The following is a 16,101-nucleotide window of genomic DNA, read 5'->3' as shown; positions in this document are numbered from 1 at the left end:
GAGCGTCAATACTTCGACCACCGTGACTATTGACGGAGTTGCCCACTGTTGGCGCACCTCGATCCACGCACAAATCAGGGAAGGCGCCACCCCCGACGAATGGAGGCGAAACCTTCCCCGAAGCTGTACGGATCTTGCGTCAGGTGATTCCGGAACGATCAGGCCGCTGGGGCCGCCAGGACGAAGGTCTCCAGCACCTCGCCGCCGTACCAGTCGGTGCGCCGGCCCACGTGCGCCATGCCGAGTCGCCGGCAGACCGCCATCGACGGCTCGTTGCCCGGCGACACGACCGCGTAGATCTCGGAGGTGCCGGTGGCGAACTCCCGGACGATGAGCGCACGCGCCGCCTCGGTGGCGTAGCCGTGGCCCCACGAGTCGGGGTGCAGGTGCCAGCCCACCTCGATGTCGTCGGTGAGCTGACTCTCGTCGCGCCCCGGCAGCGGCTTGAGCAGCGCCGTACCCGCCACGACGCCGGTCTCGCGTACCTCGATCGCCCAGGTGCCGTAGCGACCGCCGTCGGCGGCGTGCCGGTCCCGCCACATCTGCAGCCGTTCCGCGGCCTGACCCGACTCCACCATCGGCAGACCCGGTGACACGCCCAACCAGCGCGTGATCTCCGGGCGCCGGTAGATGTCGTAGATCCGGGCCAGGTCCGCCGCTTCGTCGGTCCAATCGCGCAGGATGAGGCGTTCGGTGGTGATAACAGTCATGACCGGCGATCTTAAGGAGTGACCGTCCCGACGACAGGGAAGGAGAAGCCGATGGGCAGCGGTTGGCAGCGCGCGAAACGGATCACCAGTGCCGCGTTCCGTCCGGTGCGCGGACGCGACCTGTCGCTGCACGCCGCGGCGATCACCTTCTACGGGGCGATCGCCGTGGTCCCGGTGGCGCTGCTGGCCCTCTGGCTCACCTCGCTGGTCGCGGGCGCCGATCGGGTACGCCGGCTCACGTCGTACGCCGTGGAGGCCCTGCCGACAGCGATCGGCGCGCCCCGGGCGGTGGCCGCGCTGGTCGACGCCGGGGTGCAGTTGACCCCGCTGCTGGCCCTCGCCTCCCTGCTGCCCGCGTCGCTGTACGGCGAGGGGCTGCGCCGGGCGTTCGTGTCGGTGGCGGCGCCACGCACCGACGAGCACCTGGTGGGGTGGCGGGGTCGGCTGCTGTTGCTGCCGCTGCTCGCGCCGGCGCCCGCGCTGCTGCTGTCGATCCTGCTGGCGTTACCGCTCACCACCCGCCTGGTCCGCCAGGGCGGCTGGGTCGGCGCGCTGGGCATCGTGCTGTCCTTCCTGGCGGTCTGGCTGGTGCTCACACCGGTGCTGGTGTGGGTGTTCCGGGTGGTCGGGCCGGCGTCGCCGGACTGGCTCTCCACCCTGGCGATCGGTTCGTTCACGGCGGCCAACCTCTCCGGGTTCCTGCACGGCTTCGTGCTGTTCGCGTCCCTGCCGCTGGACCTCGGCGTGCCGTTCGGCGGCTTCGACCCGATCGGCGCGGGCGTCGCCGTGCTGCTGTGGCTGTACGTGTTCCACGTGATCGTCCTGGCCGGCTACTCCGCGACCCTGGCACTCTCGCGGTGGCGTGCCCAGCGGCCGAGCTGATCATGCGCTGGCGAGCGCTTCGGTGGGGGTGAGGCGGGCGGCGCGGATCGACGGGTAGACGCCCGCCGCCATCCCGACCAGCATCGCGCCGCCGATGCCACCGGCCACCGAGGTCACCGGGATCGTCGGCGGCCAGCCCTGGTAGCTGGCGTACCCGACCGTCGCGAGCACGCCGAGCACCGCTCCGGCGGCTCCGCCGAGCACGGACAGCAGCACCGATTCGGTGAGGAACTGCACCCGGATCTGCCCCCGGTTCGCGCCGAGCGCCCGGCGTAGACCGATCTCCCGGCGGCGCTCCAGCACCGAGATGACCATGGTGTTGGCGACCCCGATCCCGCCGACCAGCAGCGCCACGGCGGCCAGCCCGAGGAAGAGCGCGGAGAACGTGTTCTCGGTGGCCCGCTTGGCGGCGAGCGCGTCCGAGGGGCGGCTGACCTGGATCAACCCGGGCAACTGCGGGTCGAGGGTGGCCGGCAGCACGGCACGCACGTCCTCCAGCGCGGCCTCGCGGGCCCGCACGTACACGACCGTGGGATGCCCGTCGAAGCCGAGCAGGTTTCGGGCCGCGTCCCAGCCGACCAGCACCGACCGGTCCAGGTCGGGGGCGATGGGCAGCGGATCGAGTACGCCGATCACGGTGAACCACCGTTCACCGACGAGCACCTGGGGCGGCCGGGCCGGGTCGACGGTGGCGAACCCGAGCCGGCTCGCGGCCACGTAGCCGAGGACGGCGGTCGGCAGCCGGGCCGTGCCGTCGTCCAGGAACCGGCCGACGCGGACCCGTCCGTTGACGGTGTCCAGCAGATCCGGGCGCGCGGCGAGGGTCGTGAGTCCCGACGTGTCGTAGCGGTCCACCAGGTCGTTGCGGCGGACCGCGACGTGGGTGTTCGCGACCGCGCTCACCGTCTCGACGGGCCCGATCCGGTCCACCATCGCCACCGACTCCGCCGGCAGCAGCACGGGCGGGTCCTGGTCCGGCACGGGTTCGGCGCGCAGCAGGTTGGTGCCGAGAGCGGAGAGCTGGTCCATCAGGTCGCGTTGGCTGGACGCCGGGATGCCGACCACGACGATCATCGTGGCGATGCCGATGGAGATGCCCAGGGCGGACAGCGCCGCCCGCATCCGCCGGCTGGTCAGCCCGAGCAGGCCGAGCCGGAGTACGTCGCTCGGGGCGAGCCGGGGCGGCCGGCCGCCGGGTGCCGCTGTCGGTGTGCTCATCGGTGGGTCCTGTCGAGGGTGTCGGAGACGATCCGCCCGTCGCGGATGTCCACCTGCCGAGGGGTACGGGCGGCGAGGTCCCGATCGTGGGTGATCATGGCGATGGTGGTGCCCTCGGCGTGCAGGCTCAGCAGCAGCGCCAGGACCGCCTCGCCGTTGGCGGTGTCCAGGGCGCCGGTCGGCTCGTCGGCCAGGACCAGCGCCGGGTCGTTGACCAGCGCCCGCGCGATGGCGACCCGCTGGCGTTCCCCGCCGGAGAGCTGGTGCGGCAGGTGGTCGACCCGGTGCGCCAGGCCGACCCGGGCCAGCGCGTCGATGGCCGTGCGGCGACGGCGACGACGGGGTACACCGGCATAGAGCAGCCCGGTGGCGACGTTCTCGGCGGCGTCGAGCCCTCCGACGAGGTGGAACTGCTGGAACACGAAGCCGAGCCACCGGCCCCGCAGCGCGGAGAGCCGCCGGTCGGACAGGTCCGTCACCTCCTGCCCGGCGACGCGTACCCGGCCGCTGGTGGGCAGGTCGAGCGTGCCCATGATGTTCAGCAGGGTCGACTTGCCGGACCCGGACGGTCCGACGATGGCGAGGAGTTCTCCCGCGCGTACGGTCAGCGAGACGTCGTCCAGGGCGGTGACGTCGCCCGGGTACGTCCGGCTCACCCCGTCGAGCTGCAGGACCGGTTCGGTGTACGCCGGGATCACCTCGGTCGGCGCGTCCCGGACCGGGAAGGGGATGACCGTGCTCACGCGGCGGTCACCACCGTGAGCCCCTCGGTGACACCGTCCCCACTGACCTCGACGAGCCCCCGGGAGAACATCCCGGTCTGCACGGCCAGCAGCCCACCGTCGGGCAGTTGGAGGGCGTGCCCGCCCTCGCGGAGCGCCACCAGCGCGCCGACCGGTACGGCCAGCACGTTCCTGCGGGCGCTCGTGGTGAACGTGACCTGGACCGACGCCGCGTCCAGCTTCCCCACGTCCGCCGCCTTGGCCGGCGTGACGAGGACGTCCACCTTGGGCGGGCCGGCCTGACCGGTCCCCGCGTCCGCGCCTGCGCCCTGCACGGTGTGGGAGATCGAGGCGACCCGACCGGGGACCTCGGTCGTGTCGGGCAGGGTGATCGCGACAGTGGCGCCCACCCGGATGCTGCCGACCTCGGTCGCCTCGACCGCGACGGTCACCAGCTTGACCTTCTCGGTGACGGCCACCAACTCACCGCCGACCGGGTCACCGGGCAGGGCCTTCACCGCGCTCACCCGGACCGGCCCCGGCAGTACGACCGCCTGCCCGACCTCGATCCGGCCGGTGGGCTCCAGGTCGAGCGCCTGCTGCCACTTCTTGATCGCGGCCACCAGCGTGTCGGTGAGCAGGGCCCGACCCGAGCCGATCTTCGTGCCGTCCTTCGCGCGGGTCGGCTGCGTGCCGACGGCGTACCCGAGGGCCTTCAGGTTGTCCCGCACGATCAGCACGTCGCTGCCCACCAGGCCGGGTTTGTCGAGGGTACGAAACAGCGGGGTGCCGCCGAACAGCACCGGCACCGGCCGGTCGTCGACCCAGTACAGGGGCTTGCCACGGGCCACCGTGTCACCGACCTTCGGCAGGCGGGTGACGACGCCCTCGCCGGCGCCCTTGACCACCCGCTCCGGGCCGAAGCCGAGCGTTCCGTCGAGAGAGCGGCTGTCCGACAGGTCGGTGCGGGTCACCGTGGCCGTCGTCACCGGCGGCGGGGCGCTCGCCGTACCGTCGTCGTGTCGTCGCAGGGTCAGCGCCGTGACGCCCGCGCCGACGGCGACCACCACGGTCACCAGGGCCACGACGATCGCGGTTCGCCGCTTCGGCCTACCGTCCACCGAAGGCCTCCATCGTGCACTCGCGCTCCACCTTCGAGAGCGCCGGACCGTCGAAGCCGCCCGACGGGTCGGCGACCCCGTCGTCGTACGTCCAGCCGGAGCCGTCCGGCAGCGAGTGGATCTTCATACCGCGACCACGTAGGCACTGCACGTAGTCGTTCCACTGGCTCTCGTAGTTCGGGTTCCTCTTCTCGTCCAGCTCCGGCGGCTGAAGCGGCAGCTTGTTGGCGCACGCCACGTACGCCGCCTTCGGCTCGCCACTCTGGTCGAGGGAGATGCCCGGTCCGCTCCCGGTAGCACCGGCCGAGCGGCCCTTGTTCTCCTTCACGCCGTTATCCCGCAGGCAGAGGTGGTACGCGTACCAGAGCCGGTTCTCCTCCTCGTCGGTCGTGTCCAGCCGCAACTGCGGCCGACCGATCGTGGCCGCGCCGGACGTGGCGGCGCTCGGCGTGGCGGACGTCGTGGCGAGGGAGGCGACGTCGGCGGCGCCCTCGGCTGCGGGCTTCGCACCGTCGCAGCCGGCGAGGACCGTGGCGAACAGGGTGAGCGCGGCGAACCCGACTCGTCGTGGTGCGTTCGTCATGGCGGCAGCCTCACGAACAGTTGTCAGAGACCTGTCAGGAAGCGGTCCTCATCCGGTAGCCCCAGCTCACGGGCGTCGCCGAGGGCGGTTCAGGACGGCCCGCGACACGTACAGTCGCTGCCGTGACCGCGCGGGTGCTGATAGCCGAGGACGACGAGAAGCAGGCCGAGTTGGTCCGCCGCTACCTGGAGCGGGAGGGGCACACGGTCGTCGTCGTCGGCGACGGGCGGGCCGCCCTGGAGCACCTGCGCCAACGCCCGCCGGACCTGCTGATCCTCGACGTGATGATGCCGAAGGTCGACGGGCTGGACGTCTGCCGCATCCTGCGCCGGGAATCCGACCTGCCCGTGCTCATGCTGACCGCCCGCGCCACCGAGGACGACCTGCTGCTCGGCCTCGACCTGGGCGCCGACGACTACCTGACGAAGCCGTACAGCCCCCGCGAGCTGGTGGCCCGGGTACGGACGTTGCTGCGCCGGGGCCAGCGGACGACGCACCCGACCGACCCCGTGCTGCGGGTCGGCGACCTGCACGTCGACCCGATCCGCCACGAGGTACGCGTCGACGGACGACGCGTCGACTGCACGCCGGGCGAGTTCCACCTCCTCCAGGCGATGGCCGCCCAGCCGGGACGGGCCTTCACCCGGGACCAGCTCCTCGGCCACCTGCACGGCTTCGACAAATACATCACCGGCCGGACCGTCGACGTCCACGTCATGAACCTGCGCCGGAAGATCGAGCCGAACCCGCGCAGACCGGTCCGCCTGCTGACCGTCTACGGCGTCGGCTACAAGCTGGCGGAGGCGAGCCACCATGCGGCGTGAGGTGCCGCTGCACCGCAGCCTGCTGCTCCGGTTGCTCGCGCTGGCCGTCCTCATCGCCGTGGGCTCGATCGCCGCCACGGCCTGGCTGGCCGTCCGCACCACGACCGGGGCGATCCGGCAGGAACAGGGCCAGGCGCTCGCCGACGACGCCCGCATCTACGACACCCTGATCGGTTACGCGGCGACCCACCCGAGCTGGGCCGGTGTCGACACCGCCCTGCGACCGCTCGCCGAGCAGGTGGGCCGGCGGATCACCCTGACCACCGAGTCGGGTACGCCGCTCGCCGACTCGGCGCCGCAGGCCGGTCCGCTGCCCACCAAGCCCTCCGCGACCATCGACGCGCTCGCCGTCGACACCACGCTGACCCTGGGCTCCCCCGGGGTCGTCGACGCCGCGCGGATCGACCCCCGCGCCGCCGGCCCGTACCTGCTCCCGCCCGACGAGCGCCGCACGCTGCTCGACCGGGCCGACCAGGCCGTGCTGTGCCTGCGGGTACGGCCCAGGATCGCGGCCGTCGTGCGGGAGGAGCCCACCGGCCGCCCCCGGATCGAGACCCCCGGCGCCGACCTGAGCGACAACCCCGTCTGCGCCGAGCCACGGGCGGACCTGGCGACTCCGACGGCCACCGAACGCAAGGGCCTGGCCCAGCTCAACGCGTTGGTGAACACCTGCCTGGCCCGTCGCAAACTGGCGCCCGTGAGCGTCGACCTGGACTGGACGTGGAAGACGCAGCCCGCCCCCACGCGGAGCAGCCGCGCGGACGTCACCGAGGCCGACCAGGACCACAGCCAGGCGGTCAACGCCTGTCTGGGCACCAGCCGCAGGGAACAGCTTCTCCCGTACGTCGCCCCGGCGGCGACCCTGTTCGTCTCCGACCCGGGTGGTCGGCCCACCACGACCTTCGACCTGTCCCGCGTCAACCAGGCCCGGATCGTGGCGGTCGCCGGTCTCGTGCTGCTGGTGACCGTCGGTGTCACGGTGCTGGCCGGTGTCCGGCTGACCCGTCCGCTGCACGCGCTGACCGGCGCCGCCCAGCGGATGCGCGACGGCGACGGCGCGGCCCGGGTCCGCGTCACCGGGCGGGACGAGATCGCCCGGCTGGCCGAGGCGTTCAACGACATGTCCGAGCGGCGCGAACGCCTCGAACAGCTCCGTCGCGCCATGGTCAGCGACATCGCCCACGAGCTACGCACCCCGGTCACCACGATCCGGGGCTGGTTGGAGGCCGCCGAGGACGGCATCGCGCCGCTGGACCGGAGGTTGGTGTCGTCGCTGCTGGAGGAGGCGACGTTGCTGCAACACGTGATCGCCGACCTGCAGGATCTCGCCGAGGCGGAGGCGGGCGCGCTGCGGCTGCACCCCGAGACGGTCTACCTCGCCGACCTGCTGGGCCAGGTGGCCGAGGCGTACCGCGTGCAGGCCGACCTGGCCGGCGTGACACTGTCGGTGCTCCTCGACGCCGACCCGCAGGTGTACGCCGACCCGGTGCGACTGCGTCAGGTCGTCGGCAACCTGGTCGCCAACGCGGTACGCCACACTCCGGCCGGCGGCCGCGTCACGATCAGCGCCGGGGCGGCCGGCGGAAAGGTGACCATCGCCGTCGCCGACACGGGCAGCGGCATCAGCGCCGAACATCTGCCCCGGGTGTTCGACCGCTTCTGGCGGGCGGAGAAGTCCCGCAGCCGGCAGACCGGCGGCAGCGGCCTGGGCCTGGCCATAGTCCGCAAGTTGGTGGAAGCCCACCAAGGCACGGTCCAAGCCCAAAGCACCCCCGAAAAAGGCTCAACCTTCACGGTCCACCTCCCCACCCACCCCCGGTGATCAAGAGGTTCGCGTCATCCGGACGGCGTTTCCTGACGCGAACCTCTTGATCACCGGGTTGCAGCGGGCGGTGGTGGGGTGGTGGGACTAGGCTGCGGCGGCATGAGTGGTGAGATTCCGGCTCGGGCGGACGTCGTCGTCGTTGGGAGCGGGCACAACGGTCTGGTTTCTGCGGTTCTGCTGGCGCGCGCGGGTCTGGACGTCCTCGTGGTCGAGGCCGCCGACGTGATCGGCGGCGCGACCCGCACCGAGAACCCGTTCCCGAAGGTGCCGGGGCTGCGCCACTCCACCGGCTCGTACCTGCTCGGGCTGATGCCGCCGGAACTGCTCGCCACCCTCGACGTACGCATCCCGGTGCTGCGCCGCGACCCGCACTACTTCCTGCCCACACCGGGTGGCCTCGGCTCGCCGTACCTGCTCTTCGGCAGTGACACCGCCGCCACCCGGGCGCAGCTCACCGAGTTCTTCTCCCCCGCCGACGTGGCCGCCGACGACGCCATGCAGGCCGAGCTGGCCGCGCTACGCGAGGACCTCGCCCCCGCCTGGCTGGCCGAGCCGCTGAGCGTCGAGGAGACCGCCGAGCGGCACGTCCGCCCGGCACTGCGGCAGGTCTTCGTCGACCTGGTCCGCGGGTCGGTCGCCGACTACCTGGCCCGCTTCGAGTTCCGCTCCGAACTGCTGGTCAGCATGTACGCCGTCACCGACGGCCTCTCCGGCCTCAACGCCGGCCCCGACGACCCCGGGACGGGCCACAACTTCCTCGTGCACAACATGTGCCGGCTACCCGGCTCGGGCGGCACCTGGATGATCGCCGAGGGCGGGATGGGCACCGTCTCGCGGACGTTCGCCGACGCCGCCCGCGCCGCCGGGGCGAGGATCCTGACCGGTACGCCGGTGAGCGCGGTGACCCTGGACGGCGGCGCGGCCAGCGGAGTGGTGTTGGCCGACGGTCGGCAGGTCAGCGCCCGGGTGGTGCTCGGCGCATGTGATCCGTACCGGCTGATGGAGCTGTTGCCCGACGGCGCGCTCCCGGCGCGACTCGGCGAACGGATGGCGGCGGTCCGCCGGCCCGGCACCACCCTCAAGCTCAACCTGGCGCTGCGCGGCCTGCCGCGCTTCTCCTGCCTGCCGGCCGACGCGCCGAGCCCGTTCGGGTCGACCATCCACCTGCTGCCCGGCTCCGCGTCGCTGGTCGGCGGCGACGCCCCATCGCCGATGACCGCGCTGCGCGACATGTGGACGGACGTGCAGGCCGGGCGGCTGCCGGCCGAGCCGACCATCGAGTGGTACCTGCACACCACCGTCGACCCGTCGCTCTCCGACGCCGCCGGGCACCACTCGTCGGCGCTGTTCGTCCAGTCGGTGCCCTACGCGCTGACCGGCACCACCTGGGACGCCGAACTGCCCGGCTACGTCGACCGACTCGTCGAGATCGTCGAACGGTACGCCCCCGGCACCGCCGACCTGATCGCCGACGCGGTGCCGCTGCCCCCGCCGGGCATCGAGGCGCACTTCGGCATCACCGGCGGGCACATCCACCACGTCGACAACACCGTCTCGTTCACCGACCGGATGCCCTACGCCACCGGCATCGACGGCGTGTACGCGGGCAGCGCCGGCTGCCACCCCGCCGGCAGCGTGATCGGCGCCGCCGGCCACAACGCCGCCCGCAAGATCCTCAAAGACCTGGGGCACTAACCAGCCCTACCCGCCCACCCCCGCCGCCCGCGCCCACCCCCGCGCCCGCCCCCGGCCGGCCGGCCGCGTCGGCCGGCCGCGTCGATCATGTAGTTGTGGTGGTGAACAGAGACGACTTAATGGGGAGAAACGGGCACCACAAGTTCATGATCGACGCGGGGGGCGGGGGCGGGGGCGGGGGCGGGGGCGGGGGCGGGGTTAGCTCAGGGCTTCGCCGGCGGGGGCGGGGGTTTCCGCGTCCACGCGGTGGGCTCTCACCTTGTGGCCGACGCTCGTCAGGCAGCGGCCGCTGGGCAGGTCGAAGCGCCAACCGTGCAGCTGGCAGGTGAGCTGGTCACCATCGACGATGCCGAAGCGGGTCAGATCCGCCTTCAGGTGCGGGCAGCGGCGCTGCACCACCCAGTCGCCCAACGTGATGTCCTCGGCGTCGGTGCTGCGCTCGTGCTCGTCGTACCAGCCCTCGGCGTACTGGAGACGCTCCTCGGAGAGGCACTTGAAGAACGCGTAGACGAACTCGTTGTACTGGCCGATCCGCGCCGCCGAGAACCGGCAGGACAGGAAGAGCGAGTTGACCCAGTCCACCTCGTCGATGAAGAGCAGGTGCTCGATCAGCGACCGCTCGGTCCGGAACCGGTACCGGACCTTCTCGTCCGCGTACGGCCGGACCTCCTTGCCCGGGAAGTCCACCACGATCGACTCGACGCTCTCGCCGTCGTACCCCACCAGGTCGAAACGGACCGGACCGCCGACCCCCTTGGCCAGGTAGATCGACTCGTCGAGCAGCGGCTCGATCCGGCGCTTCATCTCGCCGAGCACGTCCACCTCGGGGTGCCGCCAGGATGCCTTCTCCGCCTCGATGATCGGGCGCTTACGCTCCCGCATCTCCTCCAGGTGGGCGACCTTGTTGGCGAAGAACTCCTCGACCGGCACCGGGTGGGTGGTGCTGGCGCCCTCGGTGGTGACCTCGGCGACGCTGCCCGGCAGCAACACGATCCCGTTGGTGCCGCCGACCTTGGCGTACTCCGACAGGAACACCGACTGGTCGGGGAAGATGTTGCCCTCGTCGCCGAAGATGTCGTTGAACTGCCACAGCTCGTCGTCGAGGAAGCACGGCGGGCCGGCGATCGGGAAGACATGATCGGCCTTCAGGTCGTCGATGTAGCGCCAGGTCCGGTCGAACTGCCGGTCGCGCTTCTGCTTGCCGAACGCGGTCTTCGCCGCCTGCGGCAGTTCGTAGACCATCGGGTACCAGATGGCCCCGGAGAACTGCAGCAGGTGCGCGTGCACGTGCCCCAGCTCGGCGAAGACGCTCAGGTCGGTGGGGCGGGCGTCGTTCTGGTTCAGCAGCCGCACCCCGTCGTACTCGACCCAGAGCGACGAGTCGCCGATCGGGCCGTCGGTGGGGCTGGTCAACGCCTGAATCATGATCTTCAGGCCGCCGGGCAGCTCCACGACCTGCTCGTTCGGCGCCTTCAGAAACTTGGTGAAGCCCAACGCCCGGAACTCGTCCTCCATCTCGGAGGTGGGGAACTCGGGAAGCAGGACCGTGGCGTCCTTCGAGATGTGGTCCCGCAGGTGCTTCGCGTCGAAGTGGTCCCGGTGCAGGTGGGAGACGTACAGGTAGTCGACCTGGCCCAGCGTCTCCCAGTCGAGCAGCGAATTGTCCGGGAAGGGGAACCACGAGGCGAAGTAGGCCGGATTGACCCACGGGTCGCACAGGATGCTGCCCGCGGCCGTGTCGATCCGCATGCTGGCGTGCCCGGTTCCGGTCACTCGCACCGCACAGTCCCCCTCAAACAGACAATCAGGTGTACGCCAAACGCTACCGGAGTGAGTCTGACCGCCACCCCTCGACGCCCGTAGAGCCGTCCGGCCTGGGCGGGCAGGGCTGTACGGCCGGGAAACCCCCACCGCACCGCCTCGGGCGGGAGGCGTGCCAGACTAACCAAAGATCCGATCGCGAGGGAAGGACCGACAGTGGCAGGAAGCGAGCCGGTAACGTCGCCGGACCAGCACAAGCCCGGGCACCGCAAGTCGGGGCGCATCGGCGCCGTGCTGTCCGCGCTGGCGCTGGTCGTCATGGCGTTCTGCGGCAACCACGAAGGCAGGGTCGAGGACATCTGGCTGGTCGGCCTCGCCGCGCTGCTGCTGGTCATCGTGATCGGCGATGCCGTGCTGCGCCGCAACGGTCTGCGCTCCTGACCCAGCCGTCCGCCGGTCGACCGGCCGAAAGACGTCGAGGGCCCGCCCCCACCCGGGGACGGGCCCTCGTTCGTGTACGCGTCCGGCTCAGCGCCCGAACAGGATGTCCTGCACGTCCTTGAGCGCCGCATCGACCTCGGCCTCGAAGTAGCCGCCGGGCACCAGACCGAACCGGAGCGTGTCCAGGTCCTTCGGGTCGACCGGCATCGGGTTGCGACGCTGCATGCCGCCGAGCAGGGAATCGAAGAACTGGTCCACCTGGTCCGGGTCGTACCCGCTGCCGAATCGACGGACCTGGAACCGGCGGCGGATCTGGTCGACCCGGTACAGGTCGCTACCGGGCGGGCCAGCCATCGGCGGACCACCCATCGGCGGACCGGCGACGGCGGGCGGGCCGGCCATCGGCGGACCGCCGATGCCCTGCTGCGGCATCGGGGGCGGACCGCCCGGGCCGCGCCGCAGGTCACGCAGGTCACGCTCGGGCATCCGGATCTCGGCCGTCATGTCGGCGCGGGCCCGCCGGCCGGCCTCGAAGCCGTCGAAGCGCGGCTCGTCCGGCTGCGGGTAGCCACCGGGCGCTCGCGGACCGTCGGGCGGGCCGTACCCACCGGGCATCCGCTGATCGTCCGGCGGACCGTACCCACCGGGCATCCGCTGGTCGTCCGGCGGACCGTACCCACCGGGCATCCGCTGGTCGTCCGGCGGACCGTACCCACCGGGCATCCGCTGATCGTCCGGCGGACCGTACCCACCGGGCATCCGCTGGTCGTCCGGCGGGCCGTACCCACCCGGACCGGCCGGCAGGCCACGCGGCGGCAGGCCGTGCCCACCCATCGGGCCGCCGGGCCCCATCTGGCCGGGACCCCCCGGGCCGGGACCGGGGCCACCAGGGCCAGGGCCGCGCTGCGCGTCGTAGCCACCCCGGGGGGCGTCGTACCCGCCGGCGAAGGCGCCGGTGGGCTCGTCGTACCGGCCGTAGCGGTCGGCCGGCGGACCGGCCTGGGCGGGCATCGGGCGGGGAGGCATCGGCTGCGGGACCATGCCGCCACGGTCGTCGCGCATCGGCGGACCCATCCGGTCCGGGGGACCCATCCGGTCACCCATCCGAGGATCGCCGCCGCGTCCGGCGCTGTTGCGCTCCTCCAACTCGGCCAGCTGTCGCTCGACGCGGTCCAGGTGCAGGTCAACCTGCCACTCGTCATAGCCGTTGAAGCGGACCCGGAAGACGACGTCGTGGACCTCCTGCGAGGCGACGGGCGCACCGACCTGTCGGCCGTCGAGCGTCGCCTCGACCCGGTCGAGGAAGGCGTCCACCTCGTCGACCTTGTATCCCCGGCGAACCGCCTTGCGCCGGAAACGCTGACCCTGACTCGCCACTATGTCTCCTGGTGTCGTTCGCCACGCCCGGTCACGCCGGTGCCTCGTCGGCGCGGTCGGTGAAGGTGTCGGTGTCCTCGGCGGCGGCGAGCTGGCCACACGCGCCGTCGATCTCGCGACCCCGGGTGTCCCGTACGGTGGTGGAGACTCCCGCGTCGCGCAAGCGCCGGACGAACTCCCGCTCGACCGGCTTCGGGCTCGCGTCCCAGCGGCTGCCCGGGGTCGGATTGAGCGGGATGAGGTTCACATGCGTCAACTTGCCGGCCAACAGCCGCCCGAGCAGGTCAGCTCGCCACGGCTGGTCGTTCACGTCCTTGATCATTGCGTACTCGATGGACACGCGACGGCCCGTCCGGGCGGCATAGTCCCACGCTGCGTCCAGCACCTCGGCTACCTTCCAGCGCTGGTTTACCGGCACGAGTTCGTCGCGCAGATCATCATCGGGCGCGTGCAACGACAGCGCAAGGGTCACAGAGAGGTCTTCGCTGGCCAGTCGGCGGATGGCCGGAACCAGGCCGACCGTGGAAACGGTGATGTGCCGCTGGGACAGGCCGAGCCCCTCGGGCGCGGGGCTGACCAGCCGACGGATCGCCGCGATGACCCGGTTGTAGTTGGCCAGCGGTTCGCCCATACCCATGAACACGACGTGCGACAGCCGCGGCGGTGAGCCGGCGACCGCGCCGGAGGCCGCCACCCCGGCCAGGTAGACCGCCTGGTCGACGATCTCGGCGGTGGACAGGTTGCGGGTCAGCCCGGCCTGGCCGGTGGCGCAGAACGGACAGGCCATGCCGCAGCCCGCCTGGCTGGAGATGCAGACCGTGACCCGGTCCGGGTAGCCCATCAGCACGCTCTCCACCAACGCGCCGTCGTGCAGCTTCCAGAGCGCCTTGCGGGTCGCGCCGTCGTCGCAGGCCAACTCACGCACCGGCGTGAGCAGCGTGGGCAGCAACTCGTCGGCCAGGCGCGCACGGGTCGCGGCCGGCAGATCGGTCATCGCCTGCGGGTCGCGTACCAGCCGCCCGAAGTAGTGGTTGGAGATCTGCTTGGCACGGAACGCGGGCTCGCCCAGCCCGGCGACCAGCGACTGGCGGCCGGCCAGGTCCAGGTCAGCAAGGTGCTGCGGTGGCATGGAGGCCCGGCGTGCGGTGGGGGCGTCCGAGATGGCGGGGATCAGCGGCAGACTCGTCATGGCCGGTCCAGTGTGTCACGCCTGCAGCGTTCGGCACCCGTCCGGAGGCGTCGAACCGGCCCCCAGCGTCGGTCGGCAGCGCTCCGGCCATGGTGACGCATGCCTCACCCCGCCACCGGCACGAAGATCACCAGCAACAGGTAGGCGGTCGGCACCGCGAACAGGATCGAGTCCAGCCGGTCCATCAGGCCACCATGCCCCGGCAGCAGGTTGCTCATGTCCTTGATACCGAGATCCCGCTTGATCATCGACTCGGCGAGGTCGCCGAGGACCGCCGCGCAGGAGACGGCCACCCCGAACACCGCGCCCCACCACGGGGCCAGGTCGAACATCAGCCACAGCAGCAGGGCGCTGCCCAGCGCCGCCGCGGTGACCGAGCCGGCGAACCCCTCCCAGGACTTCTTCGGGCTGATGGACGGGGCCATCGGATGCCGGCCGAACGAGACGCCGGCCGCGTACCCACCGGTGTCGGAGAGGACCACCGCGATCAGCGTGGCCAGGATGCGCAGCCGACCGTCGTCGGGGGCCGCCGCCAGCAACGCCGCGAAACCGGCGAGGAACGGCACGTAGACGGCGATCAGGGTGGCGGCGGTCAGATCCCGCTGGAAGCCGGCCGGGCCGTCACCCAACCGCCAGATCATCGTGCCGAGCACCGTCACCAACAGCCCGAGGCTGAGCGCGTCCGGGCCGGCGAACCAGGCCAGACCCACCGTCAGGACACCACCGGCGAGCAGCGGCACCAGCGGCGGGTGAGCGCCGCTGCGCCGAACCGCCCGAGCCATCTCCCAGATACCGATGGCGACGGCGGCGGCGATCACCGGCAGGAACGCCGGCGGATAGACGGCCAACGGCACCACGATCAGCGCGCCCAGGGCGAGGCCGACACCGATCGCCGCCGGCAGGTTGCGGCCGGCTCGTCCGGTACCCACCTGCTGCGTCGCCGGTCGGTCGACGCTGGCCCGTCGGCGTCCCTTCGGTCGCCGCCCCACCGGCGGCTCCGGGTCGGTGATCGGGTCGTCGTCCGGCAGGATCTCGGCGCCGATGGGCGCGAGCTGCGCCGTCGGGAAACCGGCAGCGTCGTCGAAGCGGGGCGGAACCTCACGGTCGTCGAAACGCGGTGGCACGTCACCGTCGTCGTAACGCTGACCGGCGCCGGGGTCGGCATAACGTGGCACCGCGTCACCCGTTGGCGGGCCGTCGCCGTAGCGGCCGGGGTGACCCCGGTCGTCGTACGGGTCGGGCTGGTTCCGATCGTCGTCGTAGCGATCCCGGTCGTCGAAGCGGTCGCGCCGGTCCCGGTCGTCGAAGCGGTCGCGCCGATCCCGGTCGTCGAAGCGGTCGCGGTCGTCCGGGAGGACCGGCCGGCCGCGCTCGTCGTACGGGTCCGCCGGGTGCGGATCGGCGTACGGCCGGGTGCGGGGCTCGGCGTACAACTCGGGCCCGGCGGCCGGCCGGCGGCTCCACTGGCCCGCCTCAAGCTCCTGCTCGGGCCAGGGCAGGGCAGCCGGGCGCTCGGGCCGGTCCCAGCCGCGCGGCTCGTTGGTGTAGGGGTCGGGGTGGGACATCACGCACCGCGACGCGGCACGAGTACCACCACATGACGCAAGGCCACAAGCATCCCCTACACGCGCGACTGTGTTCCGCTGGCTCGACCGCCCCGATGGTCGGTCGATTCCCGGTACGCACCGGCTGGTGGCCGGGAATCCTGACGAGCCTACTGCACCCGCCGCCGGGGCGAGGCGGACGATGGCAC

At 72.1% G+C, this 16,101-nt stretch carries 14 protein-coding genes; 5 read left to right on the top strand and 9 right to left on the bottom strand.

Annotation, left to right across the window (positions count from 1 at the left end; translation table 11 throughout):
* Nucleotides 1–158: 158 nt before the first annotated feature.
* On the bottom strand, nucleotides 159–710 hold the full coding sequence (locus tag AB0J36_RS16880) for a GNAT family N-acetyltransferase (protein WP_363660837.1): 552 nt from the start codon (nucleotides 708–710) through the stop codon (nucleotides 159–161).
* A 51-nt stretch (nucleotides 711–761) separates the two neighbouring features.
* On the opposite strand from AB0J36_RS16880, the gene AB0J36_RS16875 reads away from it, so the two are divergent.
* Nucleotides 762–1,592: a YhjD/YihY/BrkB family envelope integrity protein gene (locus tag AB0J36_RS16875; RefSeq protein ID WP_357122281.1), complete on the top strand. Its 831-nt coding sequence runs from the start codon at nucleotides 762–764 to the stop codon at nucleotides 1,590–1,592.
* On the opposite strand, the gene AB0J36_RS16870 is transcribed toward AB0J36_RS16875, so the two are convergent.
* Genes AB0J36_RS16870 through AB0J36_RS16855 form a run of 4 tightly spaced genes read right to left on the bottom strand, consistent with a single transcriptional unit; the run spans nucleotide 1,593 to nucleotide 5,236 of the window.
* Nucleotides 1,593–2,810, bottom strand: coding sequence for an ABC transporter permease (locus AB0J36_RS16870; RefSeq protein ID WP_357122277.1), 1,218 nt, complete (start codon nucleotides 2,808–2,810; stop codon nucleotides 1,593–1,595).
* The gene (locus tag AB0J36_RS16865) at nucleotides 2,807–3,505 is read right to left on the bottom strand and encodes an ABC transporter ATP-binding protein (RefSeq protein ID WP_357123329.1); all 699 of its coding nucleotides are present in this window, start codon (nucleotides 3,503–3,505) and stop codon (nucleotides 2,807–2,809) included. Before AB0J36_RS16865 ends, AB0J36_RS16870 begins: the two co-directional genes overlap by 4 nt.
* Before the next feature lie 44 nt (nucleotides 3,506–3,549).
* Nucleotides 3,550–4,653: an efflux RND transporter periplasmic adaptor subunit gene (locus tag AB0J36_RS16860; RefSeq protein WP_357122274.1), complete on the bottom strand. Its 1,104-nt coding sequence runs from the start codon at nucleotides 4,651–4,653 to the stop codon at nucleotides 3,550–3,552.
* Nucleotides 4,643–5,236 (bottom strand): hypothetical protein, encoded by a 594-nt coding sequence (locus AB0J36_RS16855; RefSeq protein ID WP_357122271.1) that lies wholly within the window; start codon nucleotides 5,234–5,236, stop codon nucleotides 4,643–4,645. Before AB0J36_RS16855 ends, AB0J36_RS16860 begins: the two co-directional genes overlap by 11 nt.
* A gap of 122 nt (nucleotides 5,237–5,358) precedes the next feature.
* Here AB0J36_RS16855 and AB0J36_RS16850 point away from each other — a divergent pair, with 122 nt between their 5' ends.
* The 3 genes from AB0J36_RS16850 to AB0J36_RS16840 all read left to right on the top strand — a co-directional run bounded on the left by AB0J36_RS16850 (nucleotide 5,359) and on the right by AB0J36_RS16840 (nucleotide 9,580).
* Nucleotides 5,359–6,060, top strand: a complete 702-nt coding sequence (locus AB0J36_RS16850; RefSeq protein ID WP_357122268.1) for a response regulator transcription factor — start codon at nucleotides 5,359–5,361, stop codon at nucleotides 6,058–6,060.
* On the top strand, nucleotides 6,050–7,882 hold the full coding sequence (locus AB0J36_RS16845; protein ID WP_363660836.1) for a HAMP domain-containing sensor histidine kinase: 1,833 nt from the start codon (nucleotides 6,050–6,052) through the stop codon (nucleotides 7,880–7,882). Before AB0J36_RS16850 ends, AB0J36_RS16845 begins: the two co-directional genes overlap by 11 nt.
* 102 nt (nucleotides 7,883–7,984) lie before the next feature.
* Nucleotides 7,985–9,580: an NAD(P)/FAD-dependent oxidoreductase gene (locus tag AB0J36_RS16840; RefSeq protein WP_363660835.1), complete on the top strand. Its 1,596-nt coding sequence runs from the start codon at nucleotides 7,985–7,987 to the stop codon at nucleotides 9,578–9,580.
* Nucleotides 9,581–9,778: 198 nt separating this feature from the next.
* On the opposite strand, the gene AB0J36_RS16835 is transcribed toward AB0J36_RS16840, so the two are convergent.
* Complete coding sequence (locus tag AB0J36_RS16835) at nucleotides 9,779–11,359, bottom strand: Rieske 2Fe-2S domain-containing protein (RefSeq protein WP_363660834.1); 1,581 nt, start codon at nucleotides 11,357–11,359, stop codon at nucleotides 9,779–9,781.
* A gap of 198 nt (nucleotides 11,360–11,557) precedes the next feature.
* Here AB0J36_RS16835 and AB0J36_RS16830 point away from each other — a divergent pair, with 198 nt between their 5' ends.
* Nucleotides 11,558–11,782: a DUF2631 domain-containing protein gene (locus AB0J36_RS16830; RefSeq protein WP_007456591.1), complete on the top strand. Its 225-nt coding sequence runs from the start codon at nucleotides 11,558–11,560 to the stop codon at nucleotides 11,780–11,782.
* Nucleotides 11,783–11,869: 87 nt separating this feature from the next.
* Here AB0J36_RS16830 and AB0J36_RS16825 read toward each other — a convergent pair whose 3' ends face one another.
* From AB0J36_RS16825 to AB0J36_RS16815, 3 genes are all read right to left on the bottom strand, one after another.
* Nucleotides 11,870–13,159, bottom strand: a complete 1,290-nt coding sequence (locus AB0J36_RS16825; RefSeq protein ID WP_357122255.1) for a DivIVA domain-containing protein — start codon at nucleotides 13,157–13,159, stop codon at nucleotides 11,870–11,872.
* A gap of 31 nt (nucleotides 13,160–13,190) precedes the next feature.
* A complete protein-coding gene (gene rlmN, locus AB0J36_RS16820) occupies nucleotides 13,191–14,348 on the bottom strand; it encodes a 23S rRNA (adenine(2503)-C(2))-methyltransferase RlmN (RefSeq protein ID WP_357122252.1) in 1,158 nt (385 codons plus the stop codon).
* Between the two features lie 104 nt (nucleotides 14,349–14,452).
* The gene (locus AB0J36_RS16815) at nucleotides 14,453–15,913 is read right to left on the bottom strand and encodes a phosphatidate cytidylyltransferase (protein WP_357173314.1); all 1,461 of its coding nucleotides are present in this window, start codon (nucleotides 15,911–15,913) and stop codon (nucleotides 14,453–14,455) included.
* Nucleotides 15,914–16,101: the final 188 nt, after the last annotated feature.

It is taken from the genome of Micromonospora sp. NPDC049662 (genome assembly GCF_040675055.1).
In the GTDB taxonomy this organism is placed as follows: domain Bacteria; phylum Actinomycetota; class Actinomycetes; order Mycobacteriales; family Micromonosporaceae; genus Micromonospora.
Note: the sequence above shows the minus strand (reverse complement) of the source record. Positions and strands in the feature narration are given on the sequence as shown.

Coding starts and splice junctions, on each gene's coding strand:
- AB0J36_RS16845 (WP_363660836.1), top strand. CDS start 6,050: ATGCGGCGTGAGGTGCCGCTGCACCGCAGCCTGCTGCTCCGGTTGCTC.
- rlmN (WP_357122252.1), bottom strand. CDS start 14,348: ATGACGAGTCTGCCGCTGATCCCCGCCATCTCGGACGCCCCCACCGCA.
- AB0J36_RS16880 (WP_363660837.1), bottom strand. CDS start 710: ATGACTGTTATCACCACCGAACGCCTCATCCTGCGCGATTGGACCGAC.
- AB0J36_RS16870 (WP_357122277.1), bottom strand. CDS start 2,810: ATGAGCACACCGACAGCGGCACCCGGCGGCCGGCCGCCCCGGCTCGCC.
- AB0J36_RS16875 (WP_357122281.1), top strand. CDS start 762: ATGGGCAGCGGTTGGCAGCGCGCGAAACGGATCACCAGTGCCGCGTTC.
- AB0J36_RS16815 (WP_357173314.1), bottom strand. CDS start 15,913: ATGTCCCACCCCGACCCCTACACCAACGAGCCGCGCGGCTGGGACCGG.
- AB0J36_RS16840 (WP_363660835.1), top strand. CDS start 7,985: ATGAGTGGTGAGATTCCGGCTCGGGCGGACGTCGTCGTCGTTGGGAGC.
- AB0J36_RS16855 (WP_357122271.1), bottom strand. CDS start 5,236: ATGACGAACGCACCACGACGAGTCGGGTTCGCCGCGCTCACCCTGTTC.